The 20,651-nt window shown below is 66.0% G+C and carries 20 protein-coding genes; 6 read left to right on the top strand and 14 right to left on the bottom strand.

All coding sequences use genetic code 11. The features are described from left to right. Window position 1: 1 nt before the first annotated feature. The 6 genes from IVB50_RS39860 to IVB50_RS39835 all read right to left on the bottom strand — a co-directional run bounded on the left by IVB50_RS39860 (window position 2) and on the right by IVB50_RS39835 (window position 5,632). Entirely contained in the window at window positions 2–571 is a 570-nt protein-coding gene (locus tag IVB50_RS39860) for a LysE family transporter (protein ID WP_231188709.1), read from the bottom strand. Window positions 572–828: 257 nt separating this feature from the next. Continuing rightward, the gene (locus tag IVB50_RS39855; RefSeq protein ID WP_018456897.1) at window positions 829–1,791 is read right to left on the bottom strand and encodes an amidohydrolase family protein; all 963 of its coding nucleotides are present in this window, start codon (window positions 1,789–1,791) and stop codon (window positions 829–831) included. A 51-nt stretch (window positions 1,792–1,842) separates the two neighbouring features. Further along, window positions 1,843–2,400 (bottom strand): hypothetical protein, encoded by a 558-nt coding sequence (locus tag IVB50_RS39850; RefSeq protein WP_018456896.1) that lies wholly within the window; start codon window positions 2,398–2,400, stop codon window positions 1,843–1,845. Between the two features lie 24 nt (window positions 2,401–2,424). Next, entirely contained in the window at window positions 2,425–3,822 is a 1,398-nt protein-coding gene (locus IVB50_RS39845) for a TolC family outer membrane protein (protein WP_247300181.1), read from the bottom strand. 222 nt (window positions 3,823–4,044) lie between these two features. Next, window positions 4,045–4,824, bottom strand: coding sequence for an enoyl-CoA hydratase (locus IVB50_RS39840; RefSeq protein ID WP_018456894.1), 780 nt, complete (start codon window positions 4,822–4,824; stop codon window positions 4,045–4,047). 151 nt (window positions 4,825–4,975) lie between these two features. Continuing rightward, window positions 4,976–5,632 (bottom strand): hypothetical protein, encoded by a 657-nt coding sequence (locus IVB50_RS39835; protein WP_018456893.1) that lies wholly within the window; start codon window positions 5,630–5,632, stop codon window positions 4,976–4,978. 293 nt (window positions 5,633–5,925) lie between these two features. Here IVB50_RS39835 and IVB50_RS39830 point away from each other — a divergent pair, with 293 nt between their 5' ends. Further along, window positions 5,926–6,471 carry a sigma-70 family RNA polymerase sigma factor gene (locus IVB50_RS39830; RefSeq protein WP_085352255.1) on the top strand — a complete coding sequence of 182 codons (546 nt, stop codon included), beginning with the start codon at window positions 5,926–5,928 and terminating at the stop codon, window positions 6,469–6,471. A 2-nt stretch (window positions 6,472–6,473) separates the two neighbouring features. Next, window positions 6,474–7,112: a DUF1109 domain-containing protein gene (locus IVB50_RS39825; RefSeq protein ID WP_018456891.1), complete on the top strand. Its 639-nt coding sequence runs from the start codon at window positions 6,474–6,476 to the stop codon at window positions 7,110–7,112. A 10-nt stretch (window positions 7,113–7,122) separates the two neighbouring features. On the opposite strand, the gene IVB50_RS39820 is transcribed toward IVB50_RS39825, so the two are convergent. Together IVB50_RS39820 and IVB50_RS39815 are read right to left on the bottom strand one after the other, a co-directional pair. Beyond that, window positions 7,123–8,226 (bottom strand): DUF2336 domain-containing protein, encoded by a 1,104-nt coding sequence (locus tag IVB50_RS39820; RefSeq protein WP_026233261.1) that lies wholly within the window; start codon window positions 8,224–8,226, stop codon window positions 7,123–7,125. A 63-nt stretch (window positions 8,227–8,289) separates the two neighbouring features. Continuing rightward, complete coding sequence (locus tag IVB50_RS39815; protein ID WP_018456889.1) at window positions 8,290–9,447, bottom strand: GGDEF domain-containing protein; 1,158 nt, start codon at window positions 9,445–9,447, stop codon at window positions 8,290–8,292. A gap of 433 nt (window positions 9,448–9,880) precedes the next feature. Here IVB50_RS39815 and IVB50_RS39810 point away from each other — a divergent pair, with 433 nt between their 5' ends. From IVB50_RS39810 to IVB50_RS39795, 4 genes are all read left to right on the top strand, one after another. Then, window positions 9,881–10,450 carry a sigma-70 family RNA polymerase sigma factor gene (locus IVB50_RS39810; RefSeq protein ID WP_007593582.1) on the top strand — a complete coding sequence of 190 codons (570 nt, stop codon included), beginning with the start codon at window positions 9,881–9,883 and terminating at the stop codon, window positions 10,448–10,450. Next, entirely contained in the window at window positions 10,447–11,142 is a 696-nt protein-coding gene (locus tag IVB50_RS39805) for a hypothetical protein (protein WP_026233260.1), read from the top strand. The genes IVB50_RS39810 and IVB50_RS39805 overlap by 4 nt, the downstream gene beginning before the upstream one ends. A 15-nt stretch (window positions 11,143–11,157) precedes the next feature. Beyond that, window positions 11,158–12,864 (top strand): S8 family serine peptidase, encoded by a 1,707-nt coding sequence (locus IVB50_RS39800; RefSeq protein WP_026233259.1) that lies wholly within the window; start codon window positions 11,158–11,160, stop codon window positions 12,862–12,864. A 508-nt stretch (window positions 12,865–13,372) separates the two neighbouring features. Then, a complete protein-coding gene (locus tag IVB50_RS39795) occupies window positions 13,373–14,014 on the top strand; it encodes a TIGR03809 family protein (RefSeq protein ID WP_018456886.1) in 642 nt (213 codons plus the stop codon). Window positions 14,015–14,041: 27 nt separating this feature from the next. Here IVB50_RS39795 and IVB50_RS39790 read toward each other — a convergent pair whose 3' ends face one another. From IVB50_RS39790 to IVB50_RS39765, 6 genes are all read right to left on the bottom strand, one after another. Continuing rightward, on the bottom strand, window positions 14,042–15,412 hold the full coding sequence (locus IVB50_RS39790; protein WP_018456885.1) for a TIGR03808 family TAT-translocated repetitive protein: 1,371 nt from the start codon (window positions 15,410–15,412) through the stop codon (window positions 14,042–14,044). Between the two features lie 103 nt (window positions 15,413–15,515). Next, window positions 15,516–16,169 (bottom strand): pyroglutamyl-peptidase I, encoded by a 654-nt coding sequence (locus tag IVB50_RS39785; RefSeq protein ID WP_018456884.1) that lies wholly within the window; start codon window positions 16,167–16,169, stop codon window positions 15,516–15,518. Then, complete coding sequence (gene meaB, locus IVB50_RS39780; protein ID WP_018456883.1) at window positions 16,166–17,155, bottom strand: methylmalonyl Co-A mutase-associated GTPase MeaB; 990 nt, start codon at window positions 17,153–17,155, stop codon at window positions 16,166–16,168. The genes IVB50_RS39785 and meaB overlap by 4 nt, the downstream gene beginning before the upstream one ends. Before the next feature lie 51 nt (window positions 17,156–17,206). Next, window positions 17,207–18,721 carry a tripartite tricarboxylate transporter permease gene (locus IVB50_RS39775; RefSeq protein WP_018456882.1) on the bottom strand — a complete coding sequence of 505 codons (1,515 nt, stop codon included), beginning with the start codon at window positions 18,719–18,721 and terminating at the stop codon, window positions 17,207–17,209. Window positions 18,722–18,725: 4 nt separating this feature from the next. After that, window positions 18,726–19,220, bottom strand: a complete 495-nt coding sequence (locus IVB50_RS39770) for a tripartite tricarboxylate transporter TctB family protein (RefSeq protein ID WP_007608177.1) — start codon at window positions 19,218–19,220, stop codon at window positions 18,726–18,728. 174 nt (window positions 19,221–19,394) lie between these two features. Then, window positions 19,395–20,387: a tripartite tricarboxylate transporter substrate binding protein gene (locus IVB50_RS39765; RefSeq protein ID WP_018456881.1), complete on the bottom strand. Its 993-nt coding sequence runs from the start codon at window positions 20,385–20,387 to the stop codon at window positions 19,395–19,397. Window positions 20,388–20,651 lie beyond the last annotated feature (264 nt).

The following is a 20,651-nucleotide window of genomic DNA, read 5'->3' as shown; positions in this document are numbered from 1 at the left end:
ATCACAGCATCCGCTGCGCGATCCGCACCAGCATCATGGTGCCGAGGCCCAGCAGCATCAAGCTGGCCAACCGACTGCTCATCGACAGCATGCGCGGCGTCAGCCGTGACCGCGCCATTGCCACGATCGTGCTGAGCACGGTCCACCAGATCGCGGAACCGACGAAGACACCGGCGATCAGCGGGGCTGCCGCGGTCTGCATTGAAAAGGCGTGCAGCGCAGCCAGAAACAGGATGACGGTCAGCGGATTGGTGAACCCAAGCGCGATGGCGCTGAGATAGGCCCGCGCCAGATGCACGTTGTCGACGACGTCGGTCGTCTGGAGCGCGACCGAGCCGCGATGGGTCCGGATCGCGAACCACAGCAGCGTGAGCGCCGAGACGGTGCCGAAGCCGGCGGCATTGGCCTCGACCCGGGGCTGTGCCAGCGAGCCCAGTCCTAAAACCGCGAGAGCGCTGTAGGTGAGATGCACGGTCGCGGCGCCGAAGCCGGTTGCGAGGCCCGTGGCCATGCCGGATGCCAATGTGCGCTGTATGCACAGCATGCCCATCGGTCCGATGGGGGCGGCCACGGTGAAACCAATTCCAATGCCGGAAAAAAGCGCGGCAAGATAATGCGATAAAGGCATGCACCCGCACGAACAAATGAAATCTGTGCGTGTGCGTAGCCCCGAAAAAGAATCGCCGCCTCAACCAGAAGGGTGAGAAACGGACGAGAGCACAAACACGTTCGTGTGAGTCCAACGAGTTTGTGCCTTCGCGACAACAGTTCCACGCCTCATTGTGGAACCGTGTCGCGGTCGTTGAACCGAATTGCGCTTGGCGCGACTCAGAACCCGTAGAGTTGCGCCGGGTTGTCGACCAGGATCTTCTTGCGCACATCTGCATCCGGCGCCCACACCGGAAGCTGGTTGAGCAGGCGGCCGTCGTCGATCTGGTAGAGCGGCGCGATGTCGGTGGCTTTGCGTCCCTCGACACGGCTCGAATCCGGATGCGGCCAGTCCGTGCCCCAGACGATGCGGTCCGCATTCGCCGCGATCAGTGCGCGGGCATAGGGCACCATGTCCTGATAATCGGGCGCGAGCTTCGAGGAGCGATAGGCGCCGGAAATCTTGACATAGGCCTTGCCGGATTTCACCAGCGCGACCAGGTCGGAAAATCCCGGCTGCTCCAGCCCAAGCGAGGCCTCAAGGCCGCCGAAATGGTCGAATACAACGGGTACTGGCGCCGTCTCGACGAGGTCCTTGATCGCCGAGATCATGGGAAGCGTCGTGTAGAGCTGCACGTGCCAACCGCGCGCCTTCATGCGCTCGACTGCGGCGGTGAAGCGCGGCCGGCCGACATTGGGGTCGTTGACGCCGCCGGTCGCGAGATTGAGGCGGACACCGCGAAAGCCGTCTGCCTGCATCGTGTCAAGCTGGGCCTCGGTCGTTTTGTCGTCGATCACGGCCACCCCGCGCGCGGCCGCGCCACGCGCTTTCATGCCGAACAGCGTCGACGAGTTGTCGGTGCCGTAGACGCTCGGCGTCACGATCACCACGCGCTCGATATGCAGCGCCTTGTGCAGCGCGGCCATCTCCTCCGGCGAAGCCGGTTCCGGCGTGTAGACGCGGCCCGCGAAGAACGGAAATTTTTCGACATCGCCATGGATGTGGGTGTGACAGTCGCAGGCATGGGCCGGGACGTCGAAATTGACCGGAGTGGCGGGCTGCGCGGCACGTGCGTGGGCTTTGTTCGACATGGCAACTCCGGCGGCAAGGGAGGCAAGCAGGACGCTGCGTCGGCTGAGCATGGTTTCTCTCCCTGTATTATTATTTGGCAGTGGCATCGTGACAGTATCACATCAGCCCGGCAGCCGCTGCGCTTCGCTGCATAGCTGCTCGACGAGGTCCGCAAGCAGGCGTGAGCCGTCGACGCGCACGACCGGGCAGGGCAGCTTCGCGAGCCACGCCTCATCTCTTGCGAGACTGCGACCCTCGCGATCGCCGGCTTCGTAGTGCGAGGCCCAGTCGACGAACGACTCCGCCTCCTCATGACGCCAGCCGCCCTGTGCGACGGCATCCGCTCCGAAATGCGTAGCCTCGCGGTCACGCAGGCGCTGCAAGCGAAGCTCGCGCGGCGTCGTCACAAAGACGACGAGATCGAAGAATGGGATGAACTCGTCGCCCCAGCCGGTGACCGTTCCGCTCAGCACCCAATCGAGCCGCGGCAGAAACATCTCGCGCATCAGGCGCAGACGCTCGGCAGCGGGGCGCGTGGTCTGGTAGGGCGGCGCCGTCGGCAGCCAGAAATAATCATCGCTGTCGTGATGCGGCAGCGCAAGCCGGCTCGCGAGCGCGCGGCCGATCGTCGTCACGCCGGAGCCGGAGGCTCCCATCAGATGGATGCGGCGGCTTTTCATCGGCACCAAGCCAGACGATTGAAACTACTGCCCCGATGGCGTGCGCAGGCCGTGCCAGGCGTCGCGGACCTGCTGGTAGTGCACCTCGGGCAGATAGTCCGGCGTGTTCAGGCTCAAGGTCTTGACGTCGAGATGGCCGACGGCGCTGAGCAGCGTGTAGGAAGCGATCACGCGGTCGCGATTGGCGCCGATCAGGCGGGCCTTGGCCTGGATCAGATCGGCCTGCGAGTTCAGCACATCCACCGTCGTGCGCTGTCCGCCGGCGGCCTCGCGCTGCACGCCCTGGAGCGCGACGGTCGCCGCCTTCACTTCGGACTCCGAAGCCGAGACCGCGATCTTGGCGCCTTCATTGGCAACCCAGGCGCTGACCGCCGCCGTGCGCGCCTGGTTGCGCACCTGATCGAGCACGAGCCGGCTCTGCTCCCTGATTTCCTTGGCCTGCCGGGTCTGTGCGGCGGCCTGGCCGCCGTCGTAGATCGGCACGGTGACATTGGCGACGATCGAGGCCTGATCTTCGGCGAAGGTGCCGAGCGTCGGGTCGTTGTTGCGGCTCTTGCTGGCGCTGCCCTGGACGCTGGCGCTCGGCAGCAGCGCGCCTTCGGCGACGCGGATGTTGGTGGAGGCGACATCGACGTCGAAGCCCGCCGCCATCACCGCTGGGTGCTGGCGGATCGCCATCGTCAGCGCGTCTTCGCGGCTCTTCGGCAGATAGCGGTCGACGACTTCGGCGGCCCGAAGCTGCGACGGCGCATTGCCGATCACCTGCGCGTAGATCGCCTGGCTCACCGCCAGCGCGACTTCCGCGGCGTTGAGATCGGAAAGCCCGCGGTTGAGCCGCGCCTCGGCCTGGGCGCTGTCGGTCGGCGTGACGTCGCCGGCGTTGAGGCGCCGCTGGGTGACCGAGAGCGTTTCGCGCAGGAAGGCGACGTTGGAGCGCTGCGCCTCGACCAGCGACTGGTTGGCGAGGACATTGGTGTAGGCGGTGACCGCGTCGAGCAGCACACCCTGGCCGACGTTGCGCAGCGCCTCGCGGCCAGACTGCACCTGGAGTTCGGCGGCGCGCACGTTGTTGGCGGTGCGGAAACCGTTGAACAGGGTCTGCGACACGGTGACGCCGATGATCCATGGCTTCAGATTGGCGGTCTGGATGGTGTTGTCGGGCAGCAGGTTGCGCACCGACTGCAACCCGGCGCTGAGGCTTGCCACGATCTGTGGCCGGTAGCCGGCGAGCGCCTGCGGCACGTTCTCGTCGGTGGCGCGCTGCCGCGCACGCTCGGCATTGAGTTGCGGATTGGTCTGGTAGGCCTTGGCGAGCGCCTCCGGCAGCGCTTCCGCCCGTGCGGCCGAGGGCAGGGCGCAACACAGCGCCAGCGTGGTCCATGTCGCGAGCACAGGAGCCACGCCCGATCGATGCCGCGTCATCACGCGACCAGCTCTGGCGGCACGCCCAATCATGTAATCCCGCAAATCCCGGCTGTCCGCCCCCGCCGACGGCGGCTCTCTTAGCTGTTTAACCAGCCGAGGTCCCGCAGGCAAACTGCCGCGGGGGAAACCCCCATGTATTCCGTGCTTGTTGCAGGCACGTCACAGGGATTCTGCGGGAAAGCGGCAGAGCCTTACACCAGGCTGACCGCTCGCCTGCCTTTACCTGTTCTTGTTCACCGGCTTCCGCTTCTCGATGAACGCCGCCATGCCCTCGGAGCGGTCCTCCAGTGCGAAGGTCGAGTGGAACAGGTTGCGCTCGACGCTCATGCCCTCGGCGAGCGTGGTCTCGAAGGCGCGGTTGACCGCTTCCTTGGCCATCGCGACCGCGGGCCGCGACATCGCGGCGATCTTCTCGGCCGCGGCCATCACCTCGTCCATCAGCTTGTCGGCGGGAACGATGCGGCTGACCAGGCCGCTGCGCTCGGCTTCGGCCGCATCCATCATGCGGCCGGTGAGGCAAAGGTCCATCGCCTTGGACTTGCCGATCGCACGGGTCAGGCGCTGGGTGCCGCCGATGCCGGGGATGGTGCCGAGCGTGATTTCGGGTTGACCAAATTTGGCGGTGTCGGCGGCGATGATGAAGTCGCACATCATCGCGAGCTCGCAGCCGCCGCCGAGCGCATAGCCTGCGACCGCGGCGATCGTCGGCTTGCGGCAGCGCGCGACCCGATCGCCGCCGATCGCGGCAAAATCCTCCGAGAACATGTCGATGAAGCCTTTCGGCTGCATCTCCTTGATGTCGGCGCCGGCAGCAAACGCCTTCTCGCTGCCGGTCACGACGATGCAGCCGATGGCGTTATCGGCTTCGAGATCGTCGACGGCCGCGGCGATCTCGCGGAAGACGCCGAAGGAGAGTGCGTTGAGCAGCTTCGGCCGGTTCAGCTTGATGATGCCGACCGCGCCTTTGCTTTCGACGATGATGTGTTCGAACGTGCTCATGCTCCACCCACGCTTTTGGTTGAGCGGGCAATGTGCCCGCTCGCGCGGTGGGCTTCAAGAGGCCGCAAAGCCATCGGCGCGAGGACGGCCGGAACACGCGGCCAGATGCGCGTTCCGGACCAGGTCCCGCGGGCCGGCGATCAGGCCAAAATCACGCCATGAACATACGCGCGGCGGAGGCCAGCGTCAGCAGCGTGCCGACGCCGATGAAGATTTTTCCGATCAGGGAGCTCTGGTCCCAGGCCGAGCTCTGCTGGCTGCTTGCCATCACCGGCGCCGGACGCGGCTGCGCGTCGATCACCGCCCTCTGCGCCGGCGTGTTGTCCTGTTGCAGGGCGCGGTCGATGTCGTTGAGCTGATCGGGTGCGACGACCTGGCTCTCGGCGTTCGGGGCGGCGGTATTATCGGCCGCGGCCTGGACGTTGTCGTTGGCCCGGCCCGTCATTGCGGAAGCGGCAGCCGCGGTCGGCGTATCGGCGGCGGCGAGTTGCGCGTTGGCGTTGGCGATTTCCGGCGGCATCTGGCTCGAGGTCGGCGCGTCACGATTGTCGGCCTTCGTCTCATCGGCTGTTGCCGCGGCGTCCTTCTTGTCGGCCTTGTCGTCGGATTTTTCTGCCGTCTTGGTGTTGTCGCGGTGACGCGACGTGTGATGCCGCTGCTTGGTCGGCTTGACCGTGTCGGCCTGTTTGCCCGCGCTGTCCGACTTGCTGCTTGCGGCTGAATTCGGCGCCGCCTGTGCAACGCCCCCGAACAGCAAGAAAAGCCCGGCCAGGAGAATCAGGGCCGCGCGCCCGCTGGCTTTCATCATGTTGACGATCTCCCCAAATTCCGCCCGTCCCGGGACTGAACAGAGACCCTGGGGCGTGACCACAGCGGGGCAGAAAATGGGAATCTTCGGGCCACACCGGGCAAAAGCGCGGCAAAACCGCTGCCTTCGCAGCCGGCCGCGGGGTGCGGACTGGACCGATCGGTGTTATGAGCCGTCGCAGATCCTGACGGCCGCATCGGTCGCGTGGCCAAGCAAGATCACGAATTCGTGATCTGGCTGATGCCAGCGTAACAAACTGAAAGAGCGGCCGAATTGCATGGTGAGGGGCGCGCGTGCGCGGACGTGAGGACGAGTGGACCGGCCTGATGCGGTCGGCCATGGCAGGCGATGACGCGGCGTATCATCGCCTGTTGAAGGCGGTCACGCCTGTGCTGCGCGCTGCCGCGAGGCGCGGCCTGGCTCGGGCCGGGCAGCCTCCCGACCAGGCCGAGGATATCGTGCAGGAGATTTTGTTGGCGGTGCATCTGAAGCGGCACACTTGGGACAGCGAAGCCCCCTTCGCCCCGTGGCTGTTTGCGATCGGCCGCAACAAGCTGATCGACATGCTGCGGCGACGGGGCAGGCGGATCTTCGTCAACATCGACGATTTCGCCGAGACCCTGCCGGGCGAGGCGCCGCAGGAGACGGTCTCGGCCGGCGAAGTCGCCAGCCAGCTCAATACGCTGCCGCAGCGCCAGCGCGACGTGTTGCAGTCGATCGCGGTCGACAGCACGTCGATCAAGGACACGGCGGTGAAATATTCGATGAGCGAGGGCGCGGTGCGGGTCGCGCTACATCGCGGACTTGCCGCGCTGACTGCCAAACTGCGGGACCAGTAGTCATGGACACCGATCAACTCATTCGCTCGCTCGCGGCCGACAACGCCCATCGTCCGCCGCGCGTCGGCGCGGTGCTGACCATGGCGCTGCTGGTCGCTGCGCCGCTGTCGATCCTGATCTTCGCCACCTTTCTCGGTGTGCGTCACGACGTGATGAGCGCGATGCACAACCCGTTCTTCGACATGAAGTTCGCGGTCACGCTGTCGCTCGCGATCCCGGCGATCATCGTCAGCCTGCATCTGTCGCGTCCCGAGGCCTTGCTGCGTGGCTGGGGCTGGCTACTGCTGCTGCCGGTCGGGCTGCTCGCGGTGGCGATCGGCAGCGAGGCGATGATGGCGCCGGCCATGCCGATGACGATGCGACTGGTGGGCAAGAATTCCAGGGTATGCCTGTTCGCAATCCCTGCGATGTCGCTGCCGCTGCTTGCTGGGGCCCTGTTCGGCCTGCGTCACGGCGCGCCGTCCCATCCGGCGCTCGCCGGGGCTCTCGCCGGCCTGGTGTCGGCCGGGCTCGCCGCGACGCTGTACGCTTCACACTGCACCGACGACTCGCCGCTGTTCGTCGCGACCTGGTACACGCTCGCCACCGCGTTGGTGGCGGCAATTGGCGCGCTCGTGGGGGCGAGGGTCCTACGCTACTAGCTCGCCGGCTTCACGCCGCCGGCGTCGCGCCCTGCTGCATGCGGTGGAAGCGCAGCACCTGCTGCGCGGTCGAGCTGCGCAGCGCCTCGTAAGCGTCGCGTAGCGTCAGCATGTCGGTCTGCGAGCCGCCTGAGAGCTTCTCGCGCAGGGCAATGATGGCGCGGACGCTCGACCATTGCATGGCCGCGACCTTGGCGAGGATCATCACGCCCTCGATCCGGCTTTCGATCATCATGGTCTCGGCGGTCTCGACTGCGACGCCCGCAAGCGCCGCGAGCCCCGCATTGGTCTCGTCGAACTTGCCCTGCTCCGCGAAGGTGGCGACCTGGAGCTCGGTGAGGCGGCCGTCCTCATGCAGCGACTTCACCAGCGCGCGCGCCCTCTCGGTCTGCCTGGTCATGCTGGCGGCGCGGATTCGCTGGGCCGCTTCCTGGACCACGCTGGACACGTCGTCCGCGAACTCGGGGTGCGCGGCCTCCAGCTTCCTGCGCACGGCCAAGGAGGCCTTTGCGACCAGCTTCAAATAATGATGGCGGGGCAAGTCGGGCCGCAGGCCGATGCAACTGGCGAGGTCGTCGTCACGCTCGGCGCGGGTCACGAGGTCGGCGAGACTTCCCTCCGACAGTTGCGCACCCGGATTGCTGACGGTCGATTGCACCACGTCCTCGTCGCCGCGGGTCACCAGCACGTCGGTCAGCGCTTCCGACAGCACCCGCCGTAGCGAGATCGCCTTGAGATGGGCTTGACCCCTGGTGCGCGCGATCTCGATCAGGATCTCCTCGTCCAGCCGTTCGGATTTCGACAGCACCGGGCCGGAAACCTCAATCACCTCGTCGAGCGCGAGCGTGCGGATGATCTTCGGCGGCGCAGCCGCGATCGGTGCGAGGCGGTCGGCGAGCAGCGCCTTGGCGGACGTCTCGATCTGCTCGATCAGGCATTGGAACACGTCATCGAACACACGAACGTGGTCGTCGGAATAGTCCGAGGCGTTGCCCACGAAGAGATCTGTGACGCGGCGCAGCGTCTCGACCCGGTGCGCGACGGTGCCGTGCGAGAGCGCGGTTTGCAATTCCTCGAGCAGATTCTCGGATGATTTGGCGGATTTAGATCTCATTGCCCTGTCCTGGCGCGTTCGGCCCGGCAGCGGCTTCGGTCGCGCCGGGAGAAAATGGATTGATCAGCTGGTTGCAATGCGGTTGCGCCCCTGTGCCTTGGCGGAATAGAGCGCGCTATCGGCGCGCACGAGAAACGTGTCGGCGGTATCGTTGTCGCGCAGCGTCACGACGCCCGCGGAAATGGTCACGCGCATGCCCGGGGAGAATGCGCTCCAGTCCAGATCGGCGACGATGCCGCGCAGCCGATCGAGCGTGCGCGATGCCGCATCGCCGTCCGTCCCCGGCAGCAGCAGCAAGAATTCCTCGCCGCCGTAGCGGCCGAAGCAGTCGGCCGGGCGGATGTTGGCGAAAATGGTGATTGCGAAGGTGCGCAGCACCTCGTCGCCGACGGGATGGCCATGGGCGTCGTTGATGCGCTTGAACCAGTCGAGATCGATGAGTGCGATCGCGCAAGGGGTCGATGTCTGCCGCGATTTTTCGATCTCGGCGTCGAGAAGCCGCATGATGCAGCGGCGGTTGTAGGAGCCGGTGAGTTCGTCGAGCTCCGCCAGCTCCTCGATGCGCTGATAGGCGGCCTTCAGCTCGATGCTGCGCCGGTACAGGATCTTGCGCAGCGTGGCGCCGAACAGGCCGAGGAAGGCGCACTGGCCAATCACCAGCACGAAGCACAGCATCGAGGCGGCCCGTTGCAGCTGGGTCGTAACCGGCAGTCCGATTGGCAAGTCCGAGGCGAGGAAGACCAAGGCGAGCCCGCAAGTGGCGAGGCCCCAGGTGAGCATCGCCTGGCTCGATGTCATACGAAGCGTGCCGAAGGCGAAGATCAGAAACAGCACGGCAAGGAACGCAACTCCGACTGTCGGCACCGCGAGCAGGAACAGCAGCTGCAGCGACATATGCGCCGAGATCTGGAAGACGGTGAGGTAATGATCCTCGAACCGGTCGCCGAAGCCCGCTTCCGACAGCACGGTGAAGGTTCCGATGGTCAGAAGGCCGCCGAGCCAGAACAGTGACGGAACGCCCATGGAGATGACGCCGTCATAGGCGTAGAGCAGCAGGACGGAGGCGCCGAGCGAGTAGCTCGCCACCTGGCCGACATACATCTGGCGCCGCTGCCGGATCCGGCGCGCCAGGACCTCGGGTGCCGCAGCCGCGGTCGTCAGGGCGAGATCCGCGGCCTCAGCGGCATTCCTCTCGGGAAAGGACGTCGCAGCCGTGCTCATGGTCCCGCCCAATGGTGGATGTCAGCCCAAAAATCTACGTGGCAAGCCTTTAGGTTTGGTATCCTTCGAAACCGAATCCACGCTGTGCAGCGCAGGAGCGGGGACGTCGAGCGGCCGAGGAATTTGCCGGCCGTGAGGCGTCGTGTGCGACGCGGTCGAGCCAAAGCAGGGCTTCGGAAGACATATGTCGTGCTAGGCTGCTAAGGTTCCATGCACGTCGGCTTCTCTATGCTGGACGGCATTGCTCAGGAAAGTGCTTCATTACTATGTTACCGTTCTTGAGCGCGGCGCCCAGCCGCGGGTGGCAAAAGGAAATTTCGCGTATGTGGGGTAGATCACACAGCCTCCCGTATGACTGCGGTAGGCTGAACAATTTTACCCCTCCCGTCGAACCGTCTGCCGCATCGACCCGACCAATCTTGCGAGACGGCCTTTGAGCGTGACACAAGCGGCTTCGGACGAGATCCTGATCGCCAGGATCGCTCAAGGCGACCGGCTCGCCATGCAGGTGCTGTACGGGCGGCACCATGTAAGGGTGTATCGGTTCGGCCTTCGGCTCGTGCGGGACGAGCAGGCGGCGGAAGACCTCATCAGTGAGGTATTTCTCGACGTCTGGCGTCAAGCCGGCAAGTTCGAGGGCCGATCCGCCGTTTCCACCTGGCTGCTGGCCATTACCCGATTCAAGGCCCTGTCTGCGCTTCGGCGCAGGAAGGATTTTGAGTTGGACGACGACGCCGCGAACGCGATCGAGGACACGTCCGACAATCCGGAAACGGCGGTGCAGAAGAAGGATACCAGTGAAGCGTTGCGGGAGTGTCTGACGGGCCTCTCGCCGGATCATCGGGAAATCGTCGATCTCGTCTACTACCACGAGAAATCCGTGGAAGAGGTGGCCGAAATCGTTGGCATCCCGGAGAACACTGTGAAGACGCGCTTGTTCTATGCGCGCAAGAAATTGGCCGAACTGCTGAAGGCAGCCGGCATTGAGCGAGGCTGGCCATGATGGCTTTGAGCAAGAAGATGCTGGAGCAAGAGCCCGGTGAAATTGAACTGCTGCTGCCGTGGCACGCCGCCGGCACGCTGAACCCGCGCGATGCGCGCCGCGTCGACGAGGCGCTAGCGCGCGATCCCGAGCTCGCGAAGCAATATGCCGCGATCCGCGGCGAGTATGAAGAGACCATTCATCTGAACGAGAGCCTGGGTGCTCCGTCGGCGCGCGCGATGCAGAAGCTGTTCGCGGCGATCGACGCCGAGCCCGCGCGGGCGGCCGGTTCGCTGCCGCTGTCGGCGCGCATCGCCACCTTCTTTGCGAGCCTGTCGCCGCGCACTCTCGCCTGGTCGGCGAGCCTTGGCGCCATGGCCCTCGTGCTGCAAGCCGGAATCATCGGCGCGGTGTTGACGCAGACCCAGACTGCGACCTTCCAGACTGCTTCGCTTTCGACCAGCGCTCCGATCACACGCGACCTCGGCACGACCGTCCCGCCAGCGCGCGCGCTGGTACGCTTCACGCCCGAGGCGCGCGTCGCCGACATCACCGCATTGCTCGACGGCTACCAGGCTTCGATCATCGGTGATGCCAAGGGCGGCATGTTCCGCCTCCAGTTCGACAAGGCGATGAGCCGTGACGAACTCAACTCGCTGCTTGGCAAGATGCAGCGCGAGAAGTTCGTCAACCTCGCCGTCGCGGCGCCGTAAGGCGCTTCCAAGCTGATGACGCGCAAGTCCGAAAGTGGAGTAAGAGCCGGGGTCTGCGCTTCGTCGGTCGCAGCCGCGCTTTTGCTCGCCGCCTGTCTCGGCGTCGAGGTTGCGCAGGCGCAGGCGATCATGCGCACGCCGACGATCAGCGTCCCCTCCCGAATGCCGACCATTTCTCCTGGCATCGCCGCACGCGTCAGTCCGGGCGTTGCAGCCAGAGCGGTGGCCGTCGGCCGCGGTCCCGGTCCGATCGTGACGACGAGGATTTCGGCGCGGATGGGGCCGACGCCGGTGCTGCCTTATGCGCGCTACTCCCCGAACCTCTATCCCGCCTGTACCGCGCCCGATCGCGACGCCGCCGGCGAATGCCTGGCGCAGCAGAACGCAGGCGGCGATGGCTCGGGCAAATCGGGCAAGAAGACCGCCGGAAAGCGGCGCGGCAACAACGCGCCCGTCGCCGCGGATTTGCGTACCTTCGCCGACGAATTCGTCGCCGAGATCGATGGCGGGCTGTCGTCGACCGAGGCCGACGAGCTTGCGCGTCGCCATGGCCTGACGCGCGTGTCCTCCGAGAATTTTCCGCTGATCGGGGCGACGTTCGGACTGTTCCGCATCACCGACGGCCGGCCCTCCGCGACGGTGCGGCGTGAATTCGCGGCCGACGGCAGCGTGCGTTCGGTCCAGCCGAACTTCCGCTACCTGCTTCAGGACCAGAAATCGTCGGTGCCGACCGAGGGAGATCCCGCGCAATATGCGCTGGCCAAGCTCCGCCTGCCGCAGGCACATACTCTCGCGCATGGCGCCAATGTGACGGTTGCTGTGATCGACTCCGGCATCGACGCCCGACATCCGGAACTTGCCAATTCCATTGCCGATAATTTCGATGCGCTCGGTAGCGCCGAAGGCCCGCACATTCATGGCACCGGCATTGCAGGCGCCATCGTGGCGCATGCCAAGCTGATGGGCAGCGCGCCCGAGGCGCGCATCATCGCCATCCGCGCCTTCGGCGGCACCACCGGCGGGGCCGAGAGCTCGTCCTACATCATCCTGCGCTCTCTGAACTATGCCGCCGAGCACGGCGCGCAGATCGTCAACATGAGCTTTGCCGGTCCCAAAGACGCGGTGATCGAGCGGGCCATCGCGGCGACCGCCGCGCGTGGCCTGGTGCTGATCGCAGCCGCCGGCAATGCCGGCGCGAAGTCGCCGCCGCTCTATCCGGCCGCCAATCCCAACGTGATCGCGGTCAGCGCAACCGACCAGCAGGACCGGCTGTTCACCGCCTCCAACCGTGGCAACTACATCGCGGTCGCGGCTCCCGGCGTCGATATCTTCCTGCCAGCGCCTGACGGCAAATACCAGATGACGTCGGGCACCTCGTTCTCGGCCGCGTATGTCTCCGGCGTCGCAGCGCTGCTGCTCGAGCGCAACTCCGCCTTGAAGCCGGAAGCGCTGCGCACGACGCTGGCGAAGACGGCGCGTGACCTCGGTTCACCCGGGCGTGATGATCTGTTCGGCGATGGCGGGGCCGACGCGTTTGCCGCGGTCATGGCCGTTCCCGCCGCCGGCGCGACGCCGGTCGCGGCCGCATCCGGTACAACAAAACGTGAAGATATCGAGAAGCGTCGCGACGAGCCTGGCATCCGCGCATTAGAGCAACCCTCGTTGTCGAGCACCGAGGATAAAGCCACGGTTTCTCAGGCGGATAGGCCGGCGACGCGATAGCGGCTGCGACAACTTTGCGCGCGGCGCGAAGGTTGAAAAATCAAACGCCGCATTGAACGTTCGGCCCGCTGCCACGACCAAATTATGTGGGAGCGGTTATCCCTCCCCATAAGTCATATCAGGCGCGAGCGCCCATCCACCCCAAGCGCCCATATGGCTCGACCCGTCCGGTTGTCCCCCCGGACGGGTCTTTTCTTTTTGGGCGTCCAATCCCTCGAAGCCTGCGCGAGATCAGCTTCCGGTTGAGAGATCGTGGCTCACTCATCGCCACTGCTCCGCCGGCACGCCGCAAGCGCGCTATGCTTGTGCGAAGCTTGACTCCAAAACCGCTTGAATCTCCGCACGACTACGGAGTTTGGCGACGAAAACATCGTCGTTGCTGGACAAGTCAAAACTTTTCCACAAAATATTCACGTCGCGTCTAAATTGATTCGTGTGCGTTGCGTCGCGTCCGTATTTTCTCCTGACGGGCTGATTTATGACACATCGCCAAGAGGCTATTCGCGACGTGGCTATTGGCCGCGACATTGCGGCACGCTGGTGCGCTCTCGCCGAGCAGCGGCTGGTGCATCTCTCCGAGATGTTCGAGACCGGGCGCTGGCGCCGCTATCACTCCGAGATCGCATTTCTCGAAAACATCCAGGAAGCGAAGCTCGCCGTCCAGACCTGGCGCGCCCTTGCCACCGGCGCTGACGTCGCCACGGCGGCCGCGAGCGTGTCGCCCGCATTCGGCTGGTCGCCGGCGACCATGCCCCGCATGTTTCCGCGCGAGCAGCAGGCGCAGACAGTGCAACCGAAGGCCGTGCACATCGTCCCGGAGACCGCCGTGCCGGTCAGGCTCGATCCCAAGCCGGGCGTTCTCGCCGACATCTCCGAAGCCCCGGCCGCGCGGGTCGCCGCGCCTGCCCCGATGGCACCGCTCCAAGTGCCGGCTGCCATGGCGCCGCCCACCGCGCCCGTCGCGATGACGGGGCCCAAGGTGCCGGCCGCGACGGCAGCGCCCAAGGCGCTGGCTGCGATGGCGGCGCTTCTGCCGCAGTTCTCTCCGCCGGCAGCCGAAATTGTCGCAGCCCCCGAGCGCCTGGTTGAGTTCACCTTCAGCCTCGACGGGCTCGAAGCGAAGTATCCACTGCTGCGGAACGCGTTCTAGCGTTCGGGAGGAGGCGAGCAGCGGCAGCTATCGCCGCACCGCATTCCCGCCGACCACCAATTGCGCAAACCGCTGGGCGCCGTCCACCGACAGATCGGACGTCACGGCGCGCGCATGATCGAGCCCGACCACGGCGCCGCGCGGGGTTTCCGAGATCATGTTGTTGTTGACGAGCGCGGTGCCGGCGCCGGGCACGACGGACACCCCGACGCCGGCCAGTGCCTTGCGGACCACGTTGCCCGTGATCGCGACGTCGCGGAGATATTTGCCCCAGCCGGCGACGATGCCGTAGGACGGCGCGTTCTCGATCACGTTGCCGGTGACAGATGAATCCGCCTCGATGTAGATGCCGATGCCGGCATCGTCATCCGGCGCGGTGCCGATCGGCCGCTTCGGGATCAGATTGCGGATGATGTTGCCCTGGACCACGGCGATGCGGCCGCCTTCGTTGAAATTGCAGACGGAGACGCCGACCGCGGCGCCGTCCACAATGTTGTTGGCGATCACCGCGGCCTCGAAAGCGAATTCCGAATAGAGCGCGACCTCGCGCACATCGCTGACGCTGTTGCCGGTGATGTGGATGTTCGAGGCCGAGTTGCCGCGCACGGCGGAGTAATCGCAGTTCTTGATGCGATTGCCGCGCACGATGACGTTGCCGGCGCGGAACGTGTTGATGGCGTTGCCGTACTGGCCGGAGCCGCCGGGGCCGGCCTTGATGTCCTCGATGCGGTTATCGGTGACCAGCGTGCCGTCATCGCCGATGGCCGTGCGCAGGATCTCGATGCCGTTGTCGTTGGTGCCGGTGATGGTGTTGTGGGAGACGCTGAGACCCCTGGCGTCGAACGACACCACTGCCGTCACCGCGATGTTGGTAAAGATGTTGCCCGAGATGTCGCCGGAGACCTGCTCGAGCCAGATGCCGCTGCCGCCGGAGCCGGTGATCGCGCAATCGGTGATGCGGACGTCGCGTCCGCCGAGGATCTGGATCAGCCCGCGCCGCGTCGGCAGCGGAATGCCGCCGCCGTCAAAGGTGATGCCGGAAAGGCCGATTGCATCGGAGCCGTCGCTCTGGATCGCCGAGGCCCCGCCGGTGAAGACGAATTTTGTCGCGCCGCGCACGCCGATCAGTTGCGCGCCGTTTGGCAAGCGTAGCAACCCACTGCGGTAGATGCCGGGTGGCAGCGCTAGCGGCATCTGCGCCCGCGCAGCCTCGTCGATCGCCCGCTGGAGCGCGCGGGTCTGATCCTCGCTGCTGCCGGGCCGCACGCCATATTGCGTGGCATCGCGGCCGAGCAGCGACGTCAGCGGCGCCGCACGCGCGGCGTCGGCTGGTATCGCGAGCGCGCCGGCGAGGCCTGCGGTCGATGCTCCAATGAGATGGCGGCGATTGAGGTCCATGACGCGTCCTCCGGCGGACGCGGGGGTCCGCAGCGGTTAGGTAGCGCAAAAACGGGACCGCGCGGCTGGGGCCGTGAGGATTGTTCGCGGTAGGGTTAAATGTTTACACAGTCGTGTTCCGAGCCTTCCGTGCCAACTGTACCATCTCCATCAGCATCGCTTCCCCGGCGTCCACCAGTTCCTCCAGCGTGATCCGCGGCGCGCCCTTGCGGCGCACGGCGCCACTGCGCGCGAGCAGGGGAATATGGATAAATGCGGCGAGCTTTGGCCCGCCGCCCCTGACGTTTTCGATCGCGCGCCAGCTCAGGTAATTGCAGAGATAGGCGCCGGCGTCGCGCGAGGGCCGCGCGTCGATGCCGGTGAGGCGGGCGGCGCGCAGCAGCCTTGCGGTGTGCGGGCCGAAAATCAGCGCGTCCGCATTACCGGCGATGCCGCGCTTGCTCGAGCGGGTGTTGGCGGCATCGGGCCAGAGCATGGTGACGGCGTTGCGCGCGCGGCTCTCGATGCGCAGATAGGGCGTGCGTGCGGCGAGGCCGAACATCAGCAGCGCGTCGGGCTTCTCTTTCGCGAGCACCTCCGGCAATTGCCGGTCCACCGCGGCATAGGTGACTGGGAAGATGTGGCTGGAGATCGCGGCATCGTCGAGTGCGGGACGGCGCAATTGCACCAGCCGGGCGACCAGCGGCTGGGTCGGATTGTAGGGCGCGCCGGGGAACGGGCCGAAGGCGGTGAGGAGAACGCGGAGCTTGTCGCTCATTGCAGCAACTCCAGGATCTTTTCGGCGGCGAGCGCCGGCGTGAGATGGCCGTCGGCCACCTCGGTCTCGATCTTCCGGACCTTGGTTCGCACCGACGCCTCGCTGCGCAACCGCGCCAGCATGCGTTGCTCCAGCATCGACCACATCCATTTCACCTGCTGCTCGCGCCGCCGTGCGGCGAAGTCGCCGGAGGCATTCATCGCCTTGCGGTGATCGAGGACTTTCTGCCAGATCTTCGCAATGCCGTCGCCAGTCAGCGCCGAATAGGTCTCGACCGGCGGATGCCAGTGCTCGGAGCGTGGCGTCAGGATATGCAGCGCGCCGCGATAATCGGCGGCGGTGATGTTGGCGCGCTTGAGATTGTCGCCGTCGGCCTTGTTGATCGCGATCATGTCGGCGAGTTCGACCAGGCCCTTCTTGATGCCCTGCAATTCGTCGCCGCCGCCTGGCAGCATCAAGGCCAGGAAGAAATCGGTCATGTCGCAGACCGCGGTCTCGGACTGGCCGATGCCGACGGTCTCGACCAGCACGACGTCGAAGCCGGCCGCCTCGCACAGCAGCATCGCCTCGCGTGTCTTGGCCGCGACGCCGCCGAGCGTGCCCGAGGACGGCGAGGGTCGGATGAAGGCATCGTCGGAAGCCGAGAGCCGGGCCATCCGCGTCTTGTCGCCGAGGATCGAGCCGCCGCTGCGGGCTGAGGACGGATCGACTGCGAGCACCGCGATCTTGTGACCCTGTTCGATCAGATGGATGCCGAGCGCGTCGATGGTGGTGGATTTGCCGACGCCGGGCGAGCCGGTGATGCCGACGCGGAGCGCTCTGCCGGTGTCAGGCAAGAGCATCTGCACCAGCTCGCGCGCCAGCGCCTGATGGTCGCTGCGCCGGCTCTCGACCAGCGTGATGGCCCGCGCCAGCGCCGCGCGGCTGCCGGCGCGAAGGTCATGGGCGAGGGATTTGATGTCCAGTGAAGGCTTTTTCTCAACCATGCCCTGCTTTACAACGCCCGCGTGGGGCAGGCGAGGGCCGCCCGCCCGATATCACCGGGATGTCGCCGCCACTCCGGTCCGCACCGGTTTCAGCTTTCGCCACGCCCAGACCATCACCGGCCACAGCAGCGCCCCGATCGCCATGGCGGCGAGGATCGCGGCCACGGGGCGCTCGAAAAACGGCAAAATGCTGCCGTCCGACTTGATCAGCGAAGTGACAAAGGCCTGCTCGACCATGGTGCCCATGACGATGCCGAGCACCATCGCGGCGACGGGATAACCGTTGGCTTCCATGACATAGCCGATCACGCCGAAGGCGGCGACGGTGACGACGCCGAACATGTTGTTGCCGATAGCGAACGAGCCGACTGCGCAGCACAGCATGATGATGGGCATGATGGCGGAGCGCGGTGCCAGCAGGATGTAGGCGGCAACCCGGATCATGGCGATACCGAGCGGGATCATCAAAATGTTCGCGATGATGAACATCAGATAGATCGCGTACATGCTCGACGCTTTCTCGGTGAACAGCGTCGGTCCGGGGTTGAGCCCCTTCATGTAGAGCACGCCGATCGCGATCGCAGCGATGGTGTCGCCGGGAATGCCGAACAGTAATGATGGCACCCAGCCCGAGGCGATGCTGGCATTGTTGCTGGCGCCGGCCTCGACCAGGCCCTCGACATGGCCGGTACCGAATTTCTCCGGTTCCTTGGAGAAGCGCTTCGACATCGCATAGGACACCCAGGCGGCCATGTCGGCGCCGGCTCCGGGCAGCACGCCGATGATGATGCCGACGATGTTCCCGCGCGTCATCTGCCAATGGTATTTCTTGGTCAGCTTCCACTGACCGGCCATGATGCTTCCGAATTTGCGCCGCGGCAGCGGCGGCGGCTCGGGCGTCAGCATCGCGCGCATCACCTGGGCGACCGCGAACACGCCGACCAGCGCGGGGATCGGCTCGATGCCGCCGAACAGATCGGTGAGGCCGAAGGTGAAGCGCGGCACGCCGCCGGGATTTTCGATGCCGACGCAGGAGACCAGCAGACCGAGGAACATGCCGGCGATCGCCTTCACCGGCGAGGAGCGCGCCACCAGCGTCGCGCACATCAGGCCGAGCAGCGCCAGCCAGAAATACTCGAAGGTCGAGAACGAGAGCGCGATCTCGGCTAGCGGCGGCGCCAGAATCATCAGCGACAGCACGCCGGCGATGCCGCCCACGGCCGAGAACCACACGCCGGCCCCGAGCGCCAACTCGGCCTGTCCCTTCCGGGTCATGGCGTAAGCCTCGTCGGCATAGGCGGCGGAGGCGGGCGTGCCGGGGATGCGCAGCAGCGCACCGGGGATGTCGCCGGAGAAGATCGCCATCGAGGAGGCCGCCACGATGGTCGCAATCGCCGCGATCGGCGAGAGATAGAAGGTGACGGGGACGAGCAGGGCGGTTGCCATCGTCGCCGACAGGCCCGGCAGCGAGCCGATCACGAGCCCGTACACCGAGGCTGCGAACATCGCGATGATGACCTCCCAGGTGGAGATCAGTGCGAACGCTTCAATCAGGGTTTTCAGCATGGGGTCACCAGGGTGTCGGCAACAGGCCGGCGGGAAGCGGCACGCGCAGCAGCTTGCCGAAGATGAGGTGGATGGCGAACGGCGCCAGCGCTGCGAGCGGCAGCGCCAGCTTCCACTTTGCCCCCAACGCGGTCGAGGTGACGTAGACCATGATCGCCGCGGTGATGATGAAGCCGAGCCGGTCGGCCGCGACCACGTAGAACAGCAACAGCGCCGGCGGCAGCAGCGCGCGCAGGCCGTACAACTTTCCCTGAGGCGGCGGGGCAGCCGCTGCCTGGCCATCCTCGAGCGGGATCAGCTCTTCCGCCTCTTCGAAGGTGTGACCGATCCCGAACACGATCGCGAGCCCGCACAGCGCAAGCCCAATGCCGATCACGAGCGGAAATACGTTGGGGCCGACCGGCTGCCCGGGTACCGGCGGCAGCAGCCAGCCGCCATAGGCGGCTGCGGTGCCGAGCACGACGAGAAACGATCCCGTGACGGAGTCGGGAAGGCGCATGGGAGGATCCTATGAGATTTCTTATCCCTCACCCCGTTCTTACGGAGAGAGGGTGGAGTCCGGGGCTGCGTCCGCGTTGGCGGTGAAAGCTGGACTTGGAGAGACTCCCCCTCACCCGAATTTGGGCTGCGCTCAAATTCGACCTCTCCCCGCAAGCGGGGAGAGGTGACAAGATCACGCCTTGCTCAGACCCGCCGCCTTCATCGCTTCGCCCATCTGGGCGTCGCCCTTGTCCATGAAGCTTGCGAACTGGCCGGCATCGCCCCACACGGTGCCGAAGCCGCGATTGCTCATGAAGTCCTTGAACTCGGCGGAGTCGTAGACCTTCTGCAGCGCCGCGGTGAGCTTCGTTGCGATCTCCGGCGGCAGGTTCTTCGGCCCGGCGATGCCGCGCCAGGCGCCGGTCGCGTAGTCGATGCCCATCGCCTCCTTCAGCGTCGGCACGTCCTTGAAGATGGGATTGCGCGCCGGCGCCATGATAGCAAGGCTCCTGGCCTTGCCGGCCTCGATGATGGCGCGGGCTTCCGGCACCGAGCAGGTGGTGAGGTCGAGGCCGCCGGCGGCGAGGTCCTGCATCGCGGGTGCGGCGCCGTTGGACGGCACCCAGGCGACCTGGTTGGCAGGCAGGCCCATCGCCTGCATCCAGCCGACCAGCGCCAGATGCCAGATGCCGCCCTGGCCGGTGCCGGAGGCCTTGAACTTGCCGGGAGGGGCCGCCTTGATGGCTTCCGCGAGCTCCTTCACCGTCTTGTAGGGCGAGGAGGAGGAGACCTGGATGCCCGGGGGGTCTTCGTTCATCAGCGCCAGCGGGGTGTAGCTCTTCGGCGCCAGCTCGGTCAGCCCTTGCCAGTGCATCATCGAGATTTCGACGGTGAGCATGCCGATGGTGTAGCCATCAGGTTGCGCGGTCGCGATCGCGGTATGGCCGACGACGCCGGAGCCGCCGGTGCGATTGACCACGTTGAAGGGCTGGCCGAGATCCTTCTCCAGAAGCGCTGCGACAATGCGCGCGGTCGCGTCAGTGCCGCCGCCCGCGCCCCAGGGAACGATCACGGTGACGGGCCGCGCTGGATAGGCTTGCGCGCGTACGGGTGTGAGACCGAATGCGGCGGATGCCGCGACTGCGGCAGATGAAGCCGCAAAGCTGCGGCGCGTAATCTTGGACATCAATGCCTCCCAGCGGCGCCCACGACGTCGGGCGCTCTTGTCTATGGCGACATTCTAGTCGGCTTTGCAGCGCGGCTGCAAGGTAGCGCTACCAGCGCTCTGCGGGCAACGCGGCCCTCATGCGTGGAATAGTGGAAGGCGAGGCCGGGAGTCTTGCCCGCCTCGGTTGAGGACGCAAACGTCACCGCGCCCATCTGAGCAGGCTCCGCTTCAATTCCGCGAACCAGTCGTCGCAGTCGCGCTCGCATCGCGCTTCATCTTTGC

It is taken from the genome of Bradyrhizobium sp. 87 (assembly GCF_023073015.1).
GTDB classification, from domain to species: Bacteria; Pseudomonadota; Alphaproteobacteria; order Rhizobiales; family Xanthobacteraceae; genus Bradyrhizobium; species Bradyrhizobium canariense_D.
The sequence above is the reverse complement of the archived record's forward strand: the minus strand, read 5'-3'. Positions and strand labels throughout refer to the sequence as shown.